This is a genomic window from Prauserella endophytica, from assembly GCF_005146945.1.
GTDB classification, from domain to species: Bacteria; Actinomycetota; Actinomycetes; order Mycobacteriales; family Pseudonocardiaceae; genus Prauserella_A; species Prauserella_A endophytica.
Genome location: NZ_SWMS01000005.1, coordinates 60541 through 76920, shown reverse-complemented (window position 1 = coordinate 76920; position 16380 = coordinate 60541). Strand labels below are relative to the sequence as shown.

At 70.9% G+C, this 16380-nt stretch carries 18 protein-coding genes; 1 reads left to right on the top strand and 17 read right to left on the bottom strand.

Features of this window, described 5'->3' with window-relative positions:
* Window positions 1-72: 72 nt before the first annotated feature.
* Window positions 73-888, bottom strand: a complete 816-nt coding sequence (tsf, locus tag FCN18_RS11370; RefSeq protein WP_137094870.1) for a translation elongation factor Ts — start codon at window positions 886-888, stop codon at window positions 73-75.
* 48 nt (window positions 889-936) lie between these two features.
* On the bottom strand, window positions 937-1755 hold the full coding sequence (gene rpsB, locus FCN18_RS11365) for a 30S ribosomal protein S2 (protein ID WP_110342349.1): 819 nt from the start codon (window positions 1753-1755) through the stop codon (window positions 937-939).
* Window positions 1756-2123: 368 nt separating this feature from the next.
* On the opposite strand from rpsB, the gene FCN18_RS11360 reads away from it, so the two are divergent.
* Window positions 2124-2660 carry a M23 family metallopeptidase gene (locus FCN18_RS11360; RefSeq protein WP_112271991.1) on the top strand — a complete coding sequence of 179 codons (537 nt, stop codon included), beginning with the start codon at window positions 2124-2126 and terminating at the stop codon, window positions 2658-2660.
* 13 nt (window positions 2661-2673) lie between these two features.
* Here FCN18_RS11360 and FCN18_RS11355 read toward each other — a convergent pair whose 3' ends face one another.
* From FCN18_RS11355 to FCN18_RS11285, 15 genes are all read right to left on the bottom strand, one after another.
* Window positions 2674-3465: a FliA/WhiG family RNA polymerase sigma factor gene (locus FCN18_RS11355; RefSeq protein WP_323808352.1), complete on the bottom strand. Its 792-nt coding sequence runs from the start codon at window positions 3463-3465 to the stop codon at window positions 2674-2676.
* Between the two features lie 67 nt (window positions 3466-3532).
* Window positions 3533-4564 (bottom strand): tyrosine recombinase XerC, encoded by a 1032-nt coding sequence (locus tag FCN18_RS11350; RefSeq protein WP_137094865.1) that lies wholly within the window; start codon window positions 4562-4564, stop codon window positions 3533-3535.
* Between the two features lie 192 nt (window positions 4565-4756).
* Window positions 4757-5905 (bottom strand): DNA-processing protein DprA, encoded by a 1149-nt coding sequence (gene dprA / locus FCN18_RS11345; RefSeq protein ID WP_137094863.1) that lies wholly within the window; start codon window positions 5903-5905, stop codon window positions 4757-4759.
* Window positions 5906-6460: 555 nt separating this feature from the next.
* Window positions 6461-7972 carry a YifB family Mg chelatase-like AAA ATPase gene (locus tag FCN18_RS11340; protein ID WP_112271983.1) on the bottom strand — a complete coding sequence of 504 codons (1512 nt, stop codon included), beginning with the start codon at window positions 7970-7972 and terminating at the stop codon, window positions 6461-6463.
* Window positions 7972-8373, bottom strand: a complete 402-nt coding sequence (locus FCN18_RS11335) for a YraN family protein (RefSeq protein ID WP_112271981.1) — start codon at window positions 8371-8373, stop codon at window positions 7972-7974. Before FCN18_RS11335 ends, FCN18_RS11340 begins: the two co-directional genes overlap by 1 nt.
* A 183-nt stretch (window positions 8374-8556) precedes the next feature.
* A complete protein-coding gene (locus tag FCN18_RS11330; RefSeq protein ID WP_110342343.1) occupies window positions 8557-8880 on the bottom strand; it encodes a DUF2469 domain-containing protein in 324 nt (107 codons plus the stop codon).
* 70 nt (window positions 8881-8950) lie between these two features.
* Window positions 8951-9772 (bottom strand): ribonuclease HII, encoded by an 822-nt coding sequence (locus FCN18_RS11325; protein WP_228713876.1) that lies wholly within the window; start codon window positions 9770-9772, stop codon window positions 8951-8953.
* Between the two features lie 5 nt (window positions 9773-9777).
* Window positions 9778-10707: a signal peptidase I gene (gene lepB, locus FCN18_RS11320; RefSeq protein WP_112272114.1), complete on the bottom strand. Its 930-nt coding sequence runs from the start codon at window positions 10705-10707 to the stop codon at window positions 9778-9780.
* Window positions 10708-10749: 42 nt separating this feature from the next.
* A complete protein-coding gene (gene rplS, locus FCN18_RS11315; RefSeq protein ID WP_110342340.1) occupies window positions 10750-11109 on the bottom strand; it encodes a 50S ribosomal protein L19 in 360 nt (119 codons plus the stop codon).
* A gap of 138 nt (window positions 11110-11247) precedes the next feature.
* Entirely contained in the window at window positions 11248-11997 is a 750-nt protein-coding gene (gene trmD / locus FCN18_RS11310; protein ID WP_112271977.1) for a tRNA (guanosine(37)-N1)-methyltransferase TrmD, read from the bottom strand.
* Complete coding sequence (gene rimM, locus FCN18_RS11305) at window positions 11997-12509, bottom strand: ribosome maturation factor RimM (protein ID WP_137094860.1); 513 nt, start codon at window positions 12507-12509, stop codon at window positions 11997-11999. Before rimM ends, trmD begins: the two co-directional genes overlap by 1 nt.
* A 10-nt stretch (window positions 12510-12519) precedes the next feature.
* Window positions 12520-12759 carry an RNA-binding protein gene (locus FCN18_RS11300; protein ID WP_110342337.1) on the bottom strand — a complete coding sequence of 80 codons (240 nt, stop codon included), beginning with the start codon at window positions 12757-12759 and terminating at the stop codon, window positions 12520-12522.
* A complete protein-coding gene (gene rpsP, locus FCN18_RS11295; RefSeq protein WP_112271973.1) occupies window positions 12756-13199 on the bottom strand; it encodes a 30S ribosomal protein S16 in 444 nt (147 codons plus the stop codon). Before rpsP ends, FCN18_RS11300 begins: the two co-directional genes overlap by 4 nt.
* Window positions 13200-13354: 155 nt before the next feature.
* The gene (locus tag FCN18_RS11290; protein ID WP_112271971.1) at window positions 13355-14875 is read right to left on the bottom strand and encodes an aldehyde dehydrogenase (NADP(+)); all 1521 of its coding nucleotides are present in this window, start codon (window positions 14873-14875) and stop codon (window positions 13355-13357) included.
* Window positions 14799-16379, bottom strand: a complete 1581-nt coding sequence (locus FCN18_RS11285) for a tripartite tricarboxylate transporter permease (RefSeq protein ID WP_112271969.1) — start codon at window positions 16377-16379, stop codon at window positions 14799-14801. Before FCN18_RS11285 ends, FCN18_RS11290 begins: the two co-directional genes overlap by 77 nt.
* Window position 16380: the final 1 nt, after the last annotated feature.

Below are 16380 nucleotides of genomic sequence, written 5' to 3'. Positions count from 1 at the left end.
CTCTACCGTTGTCTCACAACTGTGCCCCGCCTCCAGATCTGGCGGGAGACGGGGCACAAGTGCCGACCGGGACTACTGCTGGCCGACCTCGAAGCGAGCGAACCGGGTGACGGTCACGCCTGCCGCGTCGAGCAGGGCCTTGACGGTCTTCTTGTTGTCGGTGACCGACGGCTGCTCCAGCAGCACGACGTCCTTGAAGAACGCGTTGACCTTGCCCTCGGTGATCTTGGAGATCGCCTGCTCCGGCTTGCCCTCCTCGCGAGCGGTCTGCTCGGCGATCCGGCGCTCGTTCTCCACCAGGTCGGCCGGGACCTCGTCGCGGGTCAGGTACTTCGGCTTGAGGGCCGCGACCTGCAGGGCGGCGCCACGGGCGGCCTCGGCGTCGTCACCGGTGTACTCGATGAGCACGCCGACGGCCGGGGGCAGGCCGGCGCCACGGCGGTGCAGGTAGGTGGTCACCTGGCCGTCGAAGGCGACGACCCTGCGGATCTCGAGCTTCTCGCCGATCTTGGCCGAGAGCTCCTGGATCAGGTCGTTGACGGTCTTGCCGTCGACCTCGGCCGCCTTGAGCTTCTCGACGTCGCTCGTGCGCAGCTGCTTGGCCGCCTCGACGACCTTGTCGGCCAGCTGCTGGAACTCCTCGTTCTTGGCGACGAAGTCGGTCTCGGAGTTCAGCTCGACCAGAACGCCGCCGTCACCGGCGACGAGGCCCTCGGCGGTGGCGCGCTCGGCACGCTTGCCGACGTCCTTCGCGCCCTTGATGCGCAGGTACTCAACGGCCTTGTCGAAGTCGCCGTCGCTCTCCTCCAGCGCCCTCTTGCAGTTCATCATGCCGGCGCCGGTGAGCTCGCGGAGGCGCTTCACGTCTGCCGCGGTGTAGTTCGCCATCGTGCGTTATCCGTTCTCTGTCGCGGTATGCGCAGGGTGGTCAGTGGTTCAGGAAGCGGTGGTCTGCTCGGCCTGCTCGGCGGACTCGGAGCCGGCGAGCAGCTCCTGCTCCCACTCGGCCAGCGGCTCACCCGACGCGACGGGCTTGTCCTCGCCCTCGGGGGCGGCGCCGTTACGGCCGGAACGCGCCATCAGGCCCGCGGCAGCGGCCTCGGCGACGACCTTGGTCAGCAGCGCCGCCGACCGGATCGCGTCGTCGTTGCCCGGGATCGGGTAGTCGACCTCGTCCGGGTCGCAGTTGGTGTCCAGGATCGCGACGACCGGGATGTTGAGCTTGCGAGCCTCGCCGACCGCGATGTGCTCCTTCTTGGTGTCCACGATCCACACGGCGCTGGGCACCTTGGACATGTCGCGGATACCGCCGAGGGTCTTCTCCAGCTTGTCCTTCTCGCGGGTGAGCGTCAGGATCTCGCGCTTGGTCAGGCCCTGGAACCCACCGGTCTGCTCCTGCGCCTCGAGCTCCTTGAGCCGCTGGAGGCGCTTGTGCACCGTCTGGAAGTTGGTCAGCATCCCGCCGAGCCAGCGCTGGTTGACGTAGGGCATGCCAACGCGCAGCGCCTCGTTGGCGATGGCCTCCTGCGCCTGCTTCTTCGTGCCCACGAACAGGATCGTGCCGCCGTGCGCGACCGTCTCCTTGACGAACTCGAAGGCGCGGTCGATGTACGACAGCGTCTGCTGCAGGTCGATGATGTAGATGCCGTTGCGCTCGGTGAGGATGTAGCGCTTCATCTTCGGGTTCCAGCGCCGGGTCTGGTGCCCGAAGTGCACACCGGAATCGAGCAGCTGCTTCATGGTGACGACGGCCATGGCCGGATTCGCACCTCTTCTGTGTTGTGCGCGCCTGGCAGATGCTCGGCGCGCGGACCGGTTGTCGCGGCTGGCCGGGTGGTCAGCCGCCCTGGTGCAGTGCCGGCGTCCGGACTCGTTGGCTACGTTCTTACCGCTGAGACCGCCGGGCGCCGTCCGCTCCGTTCACGACTTCTCGGAATGGAGCGCGCACGTGCACGCGAAGTCAGCCTGTGCGCACACAGACCGCGCCCAATAGTGTACGCCGACCCCCGACACCGGCTCGAACCGGCGGCACCTGACAAGCCGGGTTGTCCACATCATCCCCGGTTGTCCACAGATTTCGCCACACCCCTCCACAACCGTCCCCCACCCCTCACCCTGAGCACATGACCGCATTCCGTCCGGCACGGCGAGCCCGGTACCCCGTGCTCGCCGTGCTGACCCTGCTCCTCGCCGTCGTACCCGCGCCAGCGGCGAGGGCGCAGTCCGTCGTCGAGCCGCGATTCGGCTGGCCGCTGTCCCCGGCGCCGTCCGTGGCCAGGCCGTTCGACGCACCCGAGCACGCCTACGGCCCCGGCCACCGTGGGGTCGACCTGGTCGCGAGTCCCGGGCAGGACGTGCTCGCGGCCGGGCCCGGGTACGTCGTCTTCGCGGGACGCCTCGCCGGACGCGGCGTGGTGTCGGTCGAGCACGACGGCGGGCTGCGCACCACCTACGAGCCGGTCGAGCCGCGGGTCTCGGCGGGCGACCAGGTGTCGCAGGGACAGGTCATCGGCACTGTCGCGGCAGGGCACGCCGGCTGCCCTGCCGCGGCGTGTCTGCACTGGGGTGTCCGGCGCGGCGAGGAGTACCTCAATCCGCTCCGTCTCGTGGTGCCGGACACCGTGCTGCGCCTGAAACCATGGGAGGGGGTGGTCGCCTGACGGTGCGCCCGGCTCAGACGCCGGCCTGCTCGACGAGCTTGGCGCGCAGCCGCAGCACGGCGCGGGTGTGCAGCTGACTCACCCTGGACTCGGTGACGCCGAGGACCTTTCCGATCTCGGCGAGCGTCAGGCTCTCGAAGTAGTACAGGCTGACCACGATCCGGTCACGCTCGGTGAGCTGGGCTATCGCCTCGGCCAGCTGGCGGCGGTTGTCCCGGTCGACGAGCACGGCGGCGGGATCGACGGCGTCCTCGTCCGGCAGGGAGTCCACGAGGGAGCCGCTGTCTCGGCCCGCGGCGACCAGGTCCTCGAGGGCGACGACGCTGGTGAGCCGCAGCTGGCCGTAGAGGTCGCGCAGCTCCTCGAGCGTGATGCCCAGCTCGGTGGCGAGCTCCGCGTCGGTCGGCGTGCGGCGCAGACGTGCGCCGAGCCGGTCGAGCGCACGCTCGACCTCGCGGGCCCTGCTCCGGATCACGCGGGGCACCCAGTCCTGCGAGCGCAGGTCGTCGAGGATGGCGCCTCGGATGCGCTGCATCGCGTACGTCTCGAACCGCAGGCCACGCTCGGGGTCGAACTTCTCGATCGCGTCCACGAGGCCGAAGATCCCGGACTGGATGAGGTCGGCGACGTCGACGTGGGTGGGCAGGCCGGTGCCCACCCGGCCTGCGACGTACTTGACCAGCGGGGCGTAGTGCAGCACGAGCCGGTCGCGCACCCGCTGGCTCGGCGAGGTTGCGAACTCGCGCCAGAGCGCCTGGATGGCTGTCTCGGCGGTGGTTCCCGTGTCGAGCTGCTGGGTGGTCACGGGGCCACCGTTTCCGGCAGGGTGATCCCGTTGGCGCGCCTGCTCATCAGCCGAAGCTCCACCGTCGTCATTGGGCACGGGGGTGGGATCGGTCATGAATCGCCTTCAGCCGCTCGACGGTCACGTGGGTGTAGAGCTGCGTCGTAGCTAGCGTAGCGTGACCGAGCAGTTCCTGAACGCTGCGAAGATCCGCCCCACCCTCGAGCAGGTGTGTCGCCGCCGAATGACGCAGGCCGTGCGGGCCCATGTCCGCGGCCCCCGGCACCGACTCTACGGCGTCGTGCACCACTCGTCGCACCGTCCTCGGGTCAACACGTCCTCCTCTGACGCCGAGGAACAAGGCCGCACCCGACGACTCCGTCGCCAGCCCGGAGCGACCCCCCTCGATCCACGCACGCAATGCCCGCTCCGCGGGTTGCCCGAACGGGACCATCCTCTCCTTGTTGCCCTTCCCGAGCACCCGGACGACCCGGCGCTCGAAGTCGGCGTCGTTGAGATCGAGGCCGCACAGCTCGGACACGCGAATGCCGGTCGCGTACAGCAGCTCGAGTAGCGCGTGGTCCCGCAGCGCGACGGGTTCGCGTTCCGCGGCACCCGCGCCGCTGGCCCGCATCACCTCACCGGCCTGCTCAGGGCGCAGGACACCCGGCAGCTTGCGGTGTGCTCTCGGCGCGACGAGCCGCGAACCCGGATCGGACGCCAGCTCGCCCCGCCGCTGCGCCCACGCGGTGAAAACCCTGGCCGCCGCCGCGCGCCTCGCGAGCGTGGTACGGCTCCGCCCGGCCGACCGTTGGCTCGCGAGCCAGGCCCGCAGCACGCCGACGTCCAGCCCGTCGAGGCCGTCCGTCGACGGGGGCGCGGCGTCGGCGCCCTCGCTGCCGACGCCGTGCAGGAAACCCAGCAGCGACACCACGTCACCCACATACGCCCTGATCGTGTGATCCGAGAGGCCCCTCTCGGACCGCAGATGGCGCTCGTAGTCGTCCACGAGAGCGGCCGCCTCCGGCGGCAGCTCCGCACGAACGCGCAGCAGCGCGGCACGCCCCGAACGAGGGCGCGCCGCGCGGGCTCCCGTACCGCGAACGGCTGATGACGCCATGTCACCGACGCTGCGGCAAGCGCGCCCGATGGTCAAGCATCGCCACGCCCGCATGATCAACCCGCAACCGTGGTGTTCACCGCGGTTCAGTCAGGGCCGCGTCCGGGTTTCACACTGTGGGCAACGGGGCCGCAGCCGCGCCAGGGGGGCCCGAACGGCGGATGGACGGAGGTGAGCGCGCCGTGCCGGGGCTCACTGACGCGCCGCCTTCCGGCCGCCGCCCGCCCGCCGCCAGCCGGTTTCGCACCGCTCGCTGAGCCCGTCGAGTTCCAGCGCCGGCAGCAGCGCCCTCACCCGCGCGAGGGGTACGCCGGACTCGGTCGCGATGCCCTCCGGTGACTTTCCCCTGCGCGCGCCGAGCGCCTCGTGCACGCGGATCGCCTGCGGGCCGAGCCCATCGGTGCGGCGGCGCGGGCGAGCTGTTCCGTCCGGACGGCCGACCCCCAGCCTGCCGACCGTGTCGAGGACATCGGACACCGAGGCCACCAGGGTCGCGTGAGCATCGCGGATCAGCTCGTGGCAGCCGACCGACATCGCCGACCCCACGGGCCCAGGCACGGCCATCACGACCTTGCCCAGCACACCCGCCGTGGTGGCTGTGTTGCGTGCGCCGCTGCGCCTGCCCGCCTCGACGACGACCGTGCCGGCCGTGAGCGCGGCGATCAGCCGGTTGCGGACGAGGAAGCGGTGCCGGCCGGGCGGGGTGCCTGGCGGGTACTCGCTGACGATCGCGCCGCGCTCGGCGATCCGGTTGAGCAGGCCCACATGCCCCGCGGGGTAGCCGGCGTCGAGCGCGCAGCCCAGAACGGCCACCGTGACGCCATGACCGGTGAGCGTCCCGCGATGTGCCGCGCCGTCGATGCCGTACGCCGCTCCCGAGAAGACGGGCACGCCCTGTTCGGCCAGTGCGTAACCGAGGTCGGCGGCGGTGTGCTCGCCGTAGTCGGTGGCCGCGCGTGCGCCGACGATCGCGACGGCGTCCTGAGCGGCCTCGTCCAGCCTGCCGCGGCCACGGACCCACAACGCGAGCGGAGCCGCGACACCCTGAGCACCCCGGCCGGTCGCCACCTCGAGCGAGAGCAGGGGCCAGGCGGGCCACTCGTCGTCCTCGGGGGTCACCAACCGTGCCCCGTACCGCGCGGCCTCGTCGAGATCCCGGCGCGCGAGGTCCAGCTCCCGGCGCGCACTCGTCTCCTGGATCACCGCGTCCGGCGCGTGCCCGCGACGAACCAGCGCCGCCGCCTCCACCGGTCCGTGCTCGGCGACGAAGGCAACCAGTGCGGGAGCCGGAGGCTCTGCCACGCGCAGCAGGTACGCCCGCGCCAGCCGCTCCGCGCTCATGCCGCACCCCCGACACACAGCGGCTCCAACCAGGGCCGACAGCCTGGCGACCACACCCTCAACCAACCCGGACTCAAGCCCACGGCGCGACGGCGACAGAAACGACCCCATGAGCCGAATCCGACCGAACGAAGAGCACCATTTCCGCAGAACCGCCCCGCTCCGAGCCGAAGACGAACCACCAGGTTCACGCACCGCCTCGCTCCCAACCGAGACGAGCCGCCAGCGCTCATACCGCACCCCCGACACACAGCGGCTCCAACCAGAGCCGACAGCCTGACGACCACACCCTCAACCAACCCGGACTCAAGCCCACGGCTCGACGGCGACAGAAACGACCCCATGAGCCGAACCCGGCCGAACGGGGAGCACCATTTCCGAAGAGCCGCCCCGCTCCGATCCGGCGACGATCCGGGTTCGCACACCGCCTCGCTCGCAGCTGAGGCGAGGTGCCAGGCCGGCGTAGCGCCGTCGCCGCTTCGCCGCACCCGGCTCGACCGAGGCCGGGGCGAGCCCAAGACAGGCGGCGGAGCCGAGGTGGCGTCGCTTTCGGGGTCATGCCGCCCTCCGGTCACGGAATTCCAGGGCCGCGGCCACGTGGTCCGCATCCGGACGGTCGGCTTCGGCCAGGTCGGCCAGGGTCCACGCGATGCGCAGGCAGCGGTCCGCGCCTCGGGCGGTGATGGCGCCCCGGTCGAGGCCGCGGTCGAGCAGCCTCGTCACCTCGGCCGGCAGCGCGTAGTCGCGGCGCAACGCCGGGCCGGGCACCTCCGCGTTGGTCTGCCAGCCTCGTTCGGCCCAGCGCTTGGCGGCCCGTTCCCTCGCCAGGAGCACACGCTCCCGGACGGTCGCGGTCGGCTCGGGGACGCCACCCTCGTGGACGCTCATCGCCGTCATCGGGCGCATGCGGACCCGCAGATCCACGCGGTCGAGCAGCGGCCCGGACAGGCGGCTGAGGTACCGGCGCCGGGCGTTCGGCGTGCAGCAGCAGTCGACTTCGCGCGGCGGAGCGCACGGGCACGGGTTGGTCGCCAGCACGAACTGGAACCTCGCCGGATAGCAGACCACTCCGCGGGCCCTGGCGATCCGCACCTCGCCCTCCTCCAGCACGGTGCGCAACGACTCGAGGCGCTCGCCACCGAACTCGGCGGCCTCGTCGAGGAAGAGCACCCCTCGGTGGGCCTTGCTGATCGCACCCGGCAATGCGAGCCCGGCACCGCCGCCGACGAGCGCCGCCACCGAGATCGAATGGTGCGGCGCGACGAACGGCGGCACACGGCGCAGCGGCGTCGACGGCTCCAGCGTCCCGTCGACCGAGTGCACGGCACTGACCTGCAGCGCCTCCTCGTCGGACAACGGCGGCAACAGCCCCGGCAGCCGCTTGGCGAGCATGGTCTTGCCGACGCCCGGCGGACCGGTCATCAGCAGGTGGTGCCCGCCCGCCGCCGCGACCTCCAGTGCCCAGCGGGCCTCCGGCTGACCGATGACGTCGACGAGATCGGGGACCTCGGGCGCGGCCTCCTCCACGAGCGGACCGGGCGGGGTCAGCTCCCGGTCACCTCGCAGCCAGGCAACGACCTCCGTCAGCCGCTCGGCACCGGCCACCTCGATCCCGTCGACGAGTGCGCCCTCGAACAGCGACTCGACTGGCACGACCGCCCGCCGGTAGCCGCCCCGGCGGGCCGCCAGGAGTGCGGGCAGCACTCCGCGCACCGGCCGGACCCTGCCGTCGAGTGCCAGCTCGCCGAGCAGCACCGTGCCCAGCAGCTTGGCGGCCGGAACGGAGCCGGAGGCCGCGAGGACCGCCACCGCGATGCTCAGGTCGTAGCCCGAGCCGACCTTGGGGAGGTTGGCCGGGGACAGCCCGAGCGTCACGTGGGTGTCCGGCCACTTCTCCCCGCTGTTGCGGACCGCAGCCCTGACACGGTCCTTGGCCTCGCGCAGTCCCGCGTCGGGCAGCCCGACGAGCTTCGTACCCGGCATGCCGGCGCCGATGTCGGCCTCGATCTCGACCAGCCTGCCCTCGATGCCGATCAGCGCGACCGACCACGCGCGTGCGAGCGGCATCAGAACGCTCCCACGAAATGCCGGAGCCTCGGCGGCCCGGCCGGCGGGAAGTGGATCGCGATGACGTCGAACCGCACCGGACACCAGGCGACCCTGAACGCCGCGAGCCACCGGCTCGTGATGCGGCGGATGCGGGCCCGCTTGTCCTCGGTGACCGCTTCCGCGGGCTCACCGAAACCGCTCCCGGCCCTGGTCTTCACCTCGCAGACGATGAGCGTCGTGCGGTCTGTGGCGACGACGTCCAGTTCGCCTTCCCGGCACCGCCAGTTCCGGCTGAGCACGACCAGGCCGAGACCGCGCAGGTACTCGGTGGCCAGCTCCTCGCCCCGGCGGCCGAGCGAGAGATGGGATCTTCGCCTTCTCGTGCGCCCCGCACGCACCGCGATGCTCACGGACAACATCACCCCCTGGATCCGCGAAGCCGGCCCTCCCGGCTCCCTCATCGACGCTTCCACCGCGCCGACGGGCAGCCCAGAGCCGATTCCCGGACCTGTGGACAAACAGGGTGATGTGGACAGTTCTCGGCGCGCGCGCCAGCGCCGGCGAAAACCGTCAGAGATTGCTGCTACGGGCGACGCCCGTGCTCAGCCGCCGAACGGACCATCCTCGGGCAGCCGCAGCTCGGGCTTGTCGAGCTCCTCGACGTTGACGTCCTTGAAGGTGATGACCCGGACGTTCTTCACGAACCGAGCGGGCCGGTACATGTCCCACACCCACGCGTCCGACATCCGCACCTCGAAGTACACCTCGCCGCCGCTGTCGCGGACCTGGACGTCCACCGCGTTGGCCAGGTAGAACCGCCGCTCGGTCTCCACGACGTACGAGAACTGCGCGACGATGTCGCGGTACTCGCGGTACAGCGACAGCTCCATCTCGGTCTCGTACTTCTCGAGATCCTCTGCGCTCATCTAGTCCGCGCCCCTCCTCGCAAGCCTCGCAAGCCGTTGCCGGCGGAAACACCCATTGTGCATGAGCACCTCAGACCTCGACCCCGGACACCTCGGCGAACTCGTCGGTGTCCGGCAGGTCGAACAGGTACTGGTTCAGCTCCTCGTCCGCGGTGGTGCGCCGCCTGGCACCCGCCTGCAACGCGGCCGCGGTGAGCATCACCTTGTGCGGAGGGCGTATGCCGTGCGCCCTGCCCGCGACGGCGACGTTGGTGTAGGACCAGCGGTGCACCGCGCTCGGACCGTGCGTGGTGAGCGCCTCGCCGTGCTCGGCGGTCGTGTAGCCCTTGTGCACGTCGAAGCCGTACACCGGGTGCTCCTCGTGCAGACCGGCCATGATGCGGTCGCGCGTGACCTTGGCGAGGACGGAGGCCGCCGCGACGCACGCGACCGCACGGTCGCCCTTGATCACCGGCACGCTCGGCGCCGGCAGCCCCGGCACGCGGAAGCCGTCGATGAGCACGTAGCCGGGCGCGGTGTCCAGGCCCGCGATCGCGCGCCGCATGCCCTCGATGTTGGTGACGTGGATGCCGAGCGCGTCGACCTCGGCGGGTGAGATCACCACGATCGAATAGTCGAGAGCGCGGTGAACCACCCGCTCGTACACGCGCTCACGCGCGAGCGGGGTGAGCAGCTTCGAGTCGGTGAGTTCGGTCAGTCGCGCGCCGTCACCGGGGCGCAGGATGCAGGCGGCCACCACGAGCGGGCCCGCACACGCGCCCCGGCCCGCCTCGTCGACACCGGCGACCGGACCGAGACCGCGCCGGTCCAGCGCGCTCTGCAGCGCCCACGACGTCTCACCGCGAATCACGGCTCGCGGAGGGCGCAGTACACCAACGGGTCCAGCGCTCACGCCCGTTACCGTCCTCGTCTGACCGTCCCACGGACCGCGGCGCCGAGGCGGCGGCCCACCAGCAAGGTCGGCCATGCGGCCAGCACACCGATGCCCAACGGTACGCCTTGCTGCCACGCGGGCGCGCTCATGGCGCTGGCGGAGGCGGCCTGCGGGTTGTGATCACTCACCGTGCCCCAGCGCGAAGGGGGCAGCACGATGAACCGCGCCTTGCCGATGATGTTGTCGACCGGGACGGCGCCCCGCGCTCCGCCATCGCCCTGGTACCGGGAGTCGGACGAGTTGTTGCGGTTGTCGCCCATCACCCAGACCGTGCCCTCCGGCACCTCCACCGGGTCGAACTCTGCCTGCTCGTGGGCGCCCTGCCAGTAGATGTACGGCTCGTCGAGCGGCTTGCCGTCCACGAGAACGCGATTCTGATCGTCACAGCACTCGACGGTCTGACCGCCGGTCGCGATGATCCGCTTCACGAAGTCGCGCTCGTCCGGCGGCGCGAGCCCGAACACCGAACCGATGCTCTGGAAGAAGTTGGCGACCGCGTTGTCCGATTCCTCGGGCGGCAGGTCGCCCTCGATCCACGCGGGCGGGCCGCGGAACACGACCACGTCGCCCGGTTCCGGATCGGTGAAGTCGTACGTGATCTTGTCGACCAGGATCCGGTCCGGGGTGCAGCCGGCACAGCCGTGCAGCGTCTGCTCCATCGACCCCGACGGGATCATGTAGACCCGCGCGAGGAACTGCTGGATCAGGAAAGCCAGAACGAGCGCCACCACGATGAGGATGGGCAGCTCTTTCCAGAACGAGCGCTGCTTCTTCTGCTTGCGTTCCCGGCCGGCCGAGGCGTCAGGCCCCGGCTCGGAGGACTCGGCTTTATGCCCCTTCGGGTCCTTGTCCTCCGAGCGCTCCGGCTCGTCTTCCGCGGCATTTGAAGGCACAGGCTCGACCACGTCGCCAGGCTACGGTAACCGCTTGACTACTCAGGAGGCAGAGGGGGCTTCGCGCCGCTCCTTGATCTTGGCGGCCTTGCCCCGCAGCTCACGCAGGTAGTACAGCTTGGCCCTGCGGACATCACCGCGCTTCTCGACCTCGATCTTGGCGATGTTGGGCGAGTGCACCGGGAAGGTCCGCTCGACACCGACACCGAACGACACCTTGCGCACGGTGAAGGTCTCGCGGATGCCACCGCCCTGACGGCGGATGACGACGCCCTGGAAGACCTGGTTGCGCTCGCGGTTGCCCTCGATAACGCGGACGTGAACCTTCAGCGTGTCGCCCGGGCGGAAGTGCGGAATGTCAGAACGCAGCGACTGAGCGTCCAACGCGTCCAGGGTGTTCATCGGTGGTCCGTCCTCGTCTTGGTGTGGCTTCGGCGTACATCCGGGCGCACGCCTGCCTGATAGCGGGTGGCCCAGGAGCTTGGCGGCGCGTGATCACGTCGCGCCAACCGGTCAAGTATTGCAGACAGCCCGCCGGGGCTAGTCACCGGGCTCCTGGCGGAGCCGGTCGAGCAACGCCCGATCGTGCTTGTCGAGGCTCTCCTCGGGGAGGCGTTCCAGCAGGTCGGGCCGCCGCCGGAAGGTCCGCTCCAGCGCCTGGTCGCGGCGCCAGCGATCGATCAGCGCGTGGTTGCCGGAGCGCAGCACCTCCGGCACGGGCAGCTCCCGCCACACCTCCGGGCGGGTGAAGCTCGGACCCTCCAGCAGTCCATCGGAGAAGGAGTCCTGCTCGGCCGACACCGGGTTGCCGAGCACGCCCGGCAGCAGGCGCACGACGGCCTCGACGATCACCAGCACGGCGGCCTCGCCGCCCACCAGCACGTAGTCACCGATGGAGACCTCGTCGACGGGCATGCGTCGCGCCGCGTCGTCGATCACCCTCTGGTCGATGCCCTCGTAGCGGCCGCACGCGAACACCAGGTGTTCCTCGGCCGCATAAGCGTGCGCGAGCCCCTGCGTGAACGGCCTGCCCGCGGGCGTCGGGACGACCAGGCGCGTGCGCTCACCGCAGACGGAGTCGAGCGCGTCGCCCCAGACCTGGGGCTTCATGACCATGCCGGGTCCGCCACCGTACGGCGAGTCGTCGACCGCACGGTGCACGTCGTGGGTCCAGTCCCGCAGGTCGTGGACGCCGATCTCGATGAGGCCGCGCTCGATGGCGCGCCCGAGCAGCGCAGCCCGCAGGGGCTGCAGGTACTCGGGAAAGATGGTGACGACGTCGATCCTCATCAGACGTCCAGCAACCCCTCGGGTGGGTCGAGCACGACGCGGCCGCCCGCGACGTCGACCTGGGGCACGATCTCCCGCACGAACGGCACGAGCAGGTCGCGGCCGTCCCGGTCGACGGACAGCAGCTCGCCGCCCGGCGAGTGGACGACCTCGCGCACGGTGCCGACGACGGTCCCGTCGGTCAGCTCCGCGCGCAGGCCCTCCAGCTCGTGGTCGTAGAACTCGTCGGGATCCTCGATGGGCGGCAGGTCGTCGGTGTCGCCGAGCAGCAGGACACCGCGCAGCTCCTCGGCGACGGTGCGATCGGGAACCTCGGCGAAACGCATGAGCAGCCGCCCGCTGTGCCAGCGGGCGGCTGTCACGGTGAGCCGTGTGGTGCTGCCGTCACGAGCCTGACCGGTCAGCACCGCTCCCTCGGCGAAACGCTCCTCGGGCGAGTCGGTGCGCACGTCCACGGCTAGTTCGCCGCGAATGCCGTGCGCTTTGGCGACCCGGCCGACCACGACCTGCACGGTGCGTTTCTCAGCGGTCGGTGTCGATGACGTCGACGCGAACGCCCCTGCCGCCGATGGCTCCCATCACGGTGCGCAGGGCGGTGGCCGTGCGGCCACCCCGGCCGATCACCTTGCCGAGGTCGTCCGGGTGGACGTGCACCTCGAGAGTGCGTCCCCGGCGCGTGGTGATCAGCTCGACCCGGACGTCGTCCGGGTTGTCGACGATGCCGCGCACCAGGTGCTCGAGCGAGTCGGCCAGGAAGCTCACGCCTCGTCGGCCTTCTTCTCGGTCTCGCCCTCGGCGGCGTCGGCCTTCTTGCCGCCGCTCTTCTTCTTGGGCGTGGTCGCCTCGCCGGTGGGCTCCTCGCCCGCCGCCGCGAGCGCGGCGTTGAACAGGTCCTGCTTGGACGGCTTGGCCTCGCGCTGCTTCAGCGTGCCCTCGGCGCCGGGCAGGCCCTTGAACTTCTGCCAGTCACCGGTGATCTCGAGGATGCGCTGGACCGGCTCGGTGGGCTGCGCGCCGACCTTCAGCCAGTGCTGGGCGCGGTCGGAGTCGACCTCGATGAAGCTCGGCTCCTCCTTGGGGTGGTACTTGCCGATCGTCTCGATGGCCTTGCCATCCCGCCGGGTGCGCGCGTCCGCGACGATGATGCGGTAGTACGGCGCACGGATCTTGCCCAGGCGCTGCAGCTTGATCTTGACGGCCACGGGTGTGGGTACTCCTGTCGTTTCGCTACTCGGGTCGGGACACGATCCGAGTGGGGAGCCGGATCCGAGTGCCCGCAGGTATGTGTGGTCGCCCCGGCCGGTGAGAGGGTCCGATCCGGAGCGGGCAAGCAACCATTTTGCCAGACGGCCCCGGCTCACCCGTTCCCGGGGAGCGTGAGCACGCCGTCCACCCTCCGGGGGACGTCCACCGGGCCGTCGCGCAACTCGGCGGGCAGCACGGCCTGCGGTGCGCCCTGCCAGGCGAACGGCCGCAGGAACCGGCGGATCGACGTGGTGCCCACCGAGGTGTGAACGGTGTTGGTGGACGGCCACGGTCCGCCGTGGTGCTGGGCCCACGACACCGCGACACCGGTCGGGTAGCCGTCGAAGACGAGCCTGCCCGCGACCTCGCGCAGGCCGTCGAGCAGCTCCGTCCGGTCCGCGGCCTCGCCGCTGCCGAGGTGCACGGTCGCGGTCAGCGAGGGCTCCAGCCGCGCCAGCGCGTCGAGCAGCTCCTTGTCGTCGGAGTAGCGCACCACGACCACGAGCGGCCCGAAGCACTCGCGGGCGACGCTGTCGTCGAGGTCGGCGGCGTCGATGGTCAGCACCCGGGGCTGCGCTGTGAACCCGTCCCCCTCGACCTCCCCGCCGGTCGCGATCGTCGACACGGCCGGCAGGTCGGCCAGCCGGCCGGAGCCGGCCGCGAACGAGTCGCGGATGCCCTCGTTGAGCAGCACCTGCGCACCGGTGCCCTCGACCGCCTTGCCCAGCGCGCCGAGCAGAGCCTCTCCCCCGTCGGTCCTGGGCACGAACGCCAGCCCCGGCTTGGTGCAGAACTGGCCGGAGCCGAGTGTGAACGAGCCCGCGAGGCCCGCGCCGATCTCGTCGGCGCGCTCCCGTGCCGCGGCCGGGGTGACCACGAGCGGGTTGATGCCGGACAGCTCGCCGTAGAACGGGATCGGGTCCGGCCGGGAGTTGATGAGCTCCAGCAGCGCCTTACCGCCGCCGAGCGAGCCGGTGAAGCCCACGGCCTTGATGTCGGGGTGCTGCACGAGGCGCGCACCGGCCTCGCGACCGTAGACGACCGCGATCGTGCCCTCGGGCGCTCCGTGGCTCGCCGCGGCCGCCGCGAGCGCCTCGCCGCACAGCCGAGACGTGAGCGGGTGCGACTCGTGGGCCTTGACCACCACCGGGCAGCCGGCCGCGAGCGCCGACGCGGTGTCGCCGCCCGGCACCGAGAAGGCCAGCGGGAAGTTGCTCGCGCCGAACACGGCGACCGGGCCGAGCGGCAGCAGCATCCGGCGCAGGTCGGGACGTGGGCCCATCGGGGTGTCACCGGCGTGGTCGACGGCCGCCTCGAGATAGCCGCCATCGGTGACCACGTCGGCGAAGAGCCGCAGCTGGAAGCACGTGCGGGTCAGCTCGCCGTTCAGCCGGGTCTCGCCGAGACCGGTCTCGCCGTCGGCGGTCGAGACGATCGCCTCGCGCCGCGACTCCAGCTCGTCGGCCATGGCCCGCAGCAGCTCGGCCCGCCACGAGCGGTCACGCCTGGTCAGCTCCGCGAAGGCCGCCCGGGCCCGGGTCGCGGCGGCGTCGACCTCATCGGACGTGCTCGGCAGGATCCCGGTCTCGCTGCTCGCCCCGGTCCTCGGGTCGACGCTCTGCAGGTGGGACATCGTTCTCCTTGTTTTTCTTGGCCTTTTTCCTGGTCCGGAGGGCTCGCAGCGCCGATAGCACGACGAGGAGCACGATGGCGCCGAACAGCGTCGCGGCGATCGGCTCGCCGAGGAAGCCCGTCAGCTCGCCGTCGAACGTCCGCATCGAACGCCGGAACGCCGACTCGAGGATTCCCCCGAGCACGAAGGCCAACACGAGCGGACCGGGCTCGAAGCCGACCTTCTTCATCAGGTACCCGAGCACGCCCAGCGCGAGCACGAGGAACATGTCGAACACGTTGTTGCGCACCGTGTAGACGCCGATCATCGTGATCAGGATCGTCAGCGGGGCCAGGATCGCCGCCCGAACCTTCAGGATGCGCACGAAGATCCCGATCAGCGGCAGGCTCATGGCGAGCAGCAACAGGTTGCCGACGTACATCGAGTTGACGACGCCCCAGAACAGCTGGGGCTCCTCGTCGACGAGCAGCGGGCCCGGCGTGATGCCCTGCAGCATCAGCGCGCCGAACATGATCGCCATCGTCGCGTTGGCGGGGATGCCGAGCGACAGCAGCGGGATGAACGACGACGTCGCGGCCGCGTTGTTCGCACTCTCCGGGCCGGCGACGCCCTGGATGGCGCCCTTGCCGAAGCGCTCCGGCCGCTTGGTGGCCTTCTTCTCCACGGCGTAGGCGACCATCGACGACATCGTCGCGCCGCCACCGGGCAGGATGCCGAGCAGGAAGCCGCTGGCCGAGCCGCGCGCGATGGCGCCCTTGGATTCGGAGAGGTCCTTGCGCGTCGGGTAGACCGAGCCGACCTCGGTGGCCTTCGGCGCCTTCCTCCGCAGCGACTCCAGGTTGTAGAGGATCTCCCCGACACCGAACAGGCCCATCGCGACGATCACGAAGTCGATGCCGTCGAGCAGCTGGTCGCTGCCGAAGGTCAGGCGCGCGGTGCCGAGCAGCGGATCCTGCCCGATCGTGGCGAGCAGCAGGCCGAGGGTGGCCATGGCCAGGCTCTTGAGGATCGAGCCGGTGCCCAGCGTGGTGACGAGCAGGATGCCGAGCAGGGCGAGCATCGTGTATTCGGCGGGGCCGAAGTCGATCGCGAAGCCCGAGACGAGCGGTGCGACGAAGGTCAGCACGACGATCGAGATCGTGCCGCCGATGAAGGAGCCGATCGCCGCGATGCCGAGCGCGGCGCCCGCTCGCCCCTGTCTCGCCATCTCGTGACCGTCGATGGCGGTGACGACGCTGGAGGCCTCGCCGGGCAGGCGCAGCAGCACCGACGTGATCGTGCCGCCGTACTGCGCGCCGTAGAAGATGCCGGCGAGCATGATGATCGCCGACGTGGGCTCGATGTTGTAGGTGATCGGCAGCAGGATCGCGATCGTCGCCGCGGGGCCGAGGCCGGGCAGCACGCCGACCAGCATGCCCAGCGTCACGCCGAGCAGGCAGTAGAGCAGGTTGTCCGGCTGGAAGACGACCCCGAAACCGTCGAGCACCGGAGACAGGAAATCCATT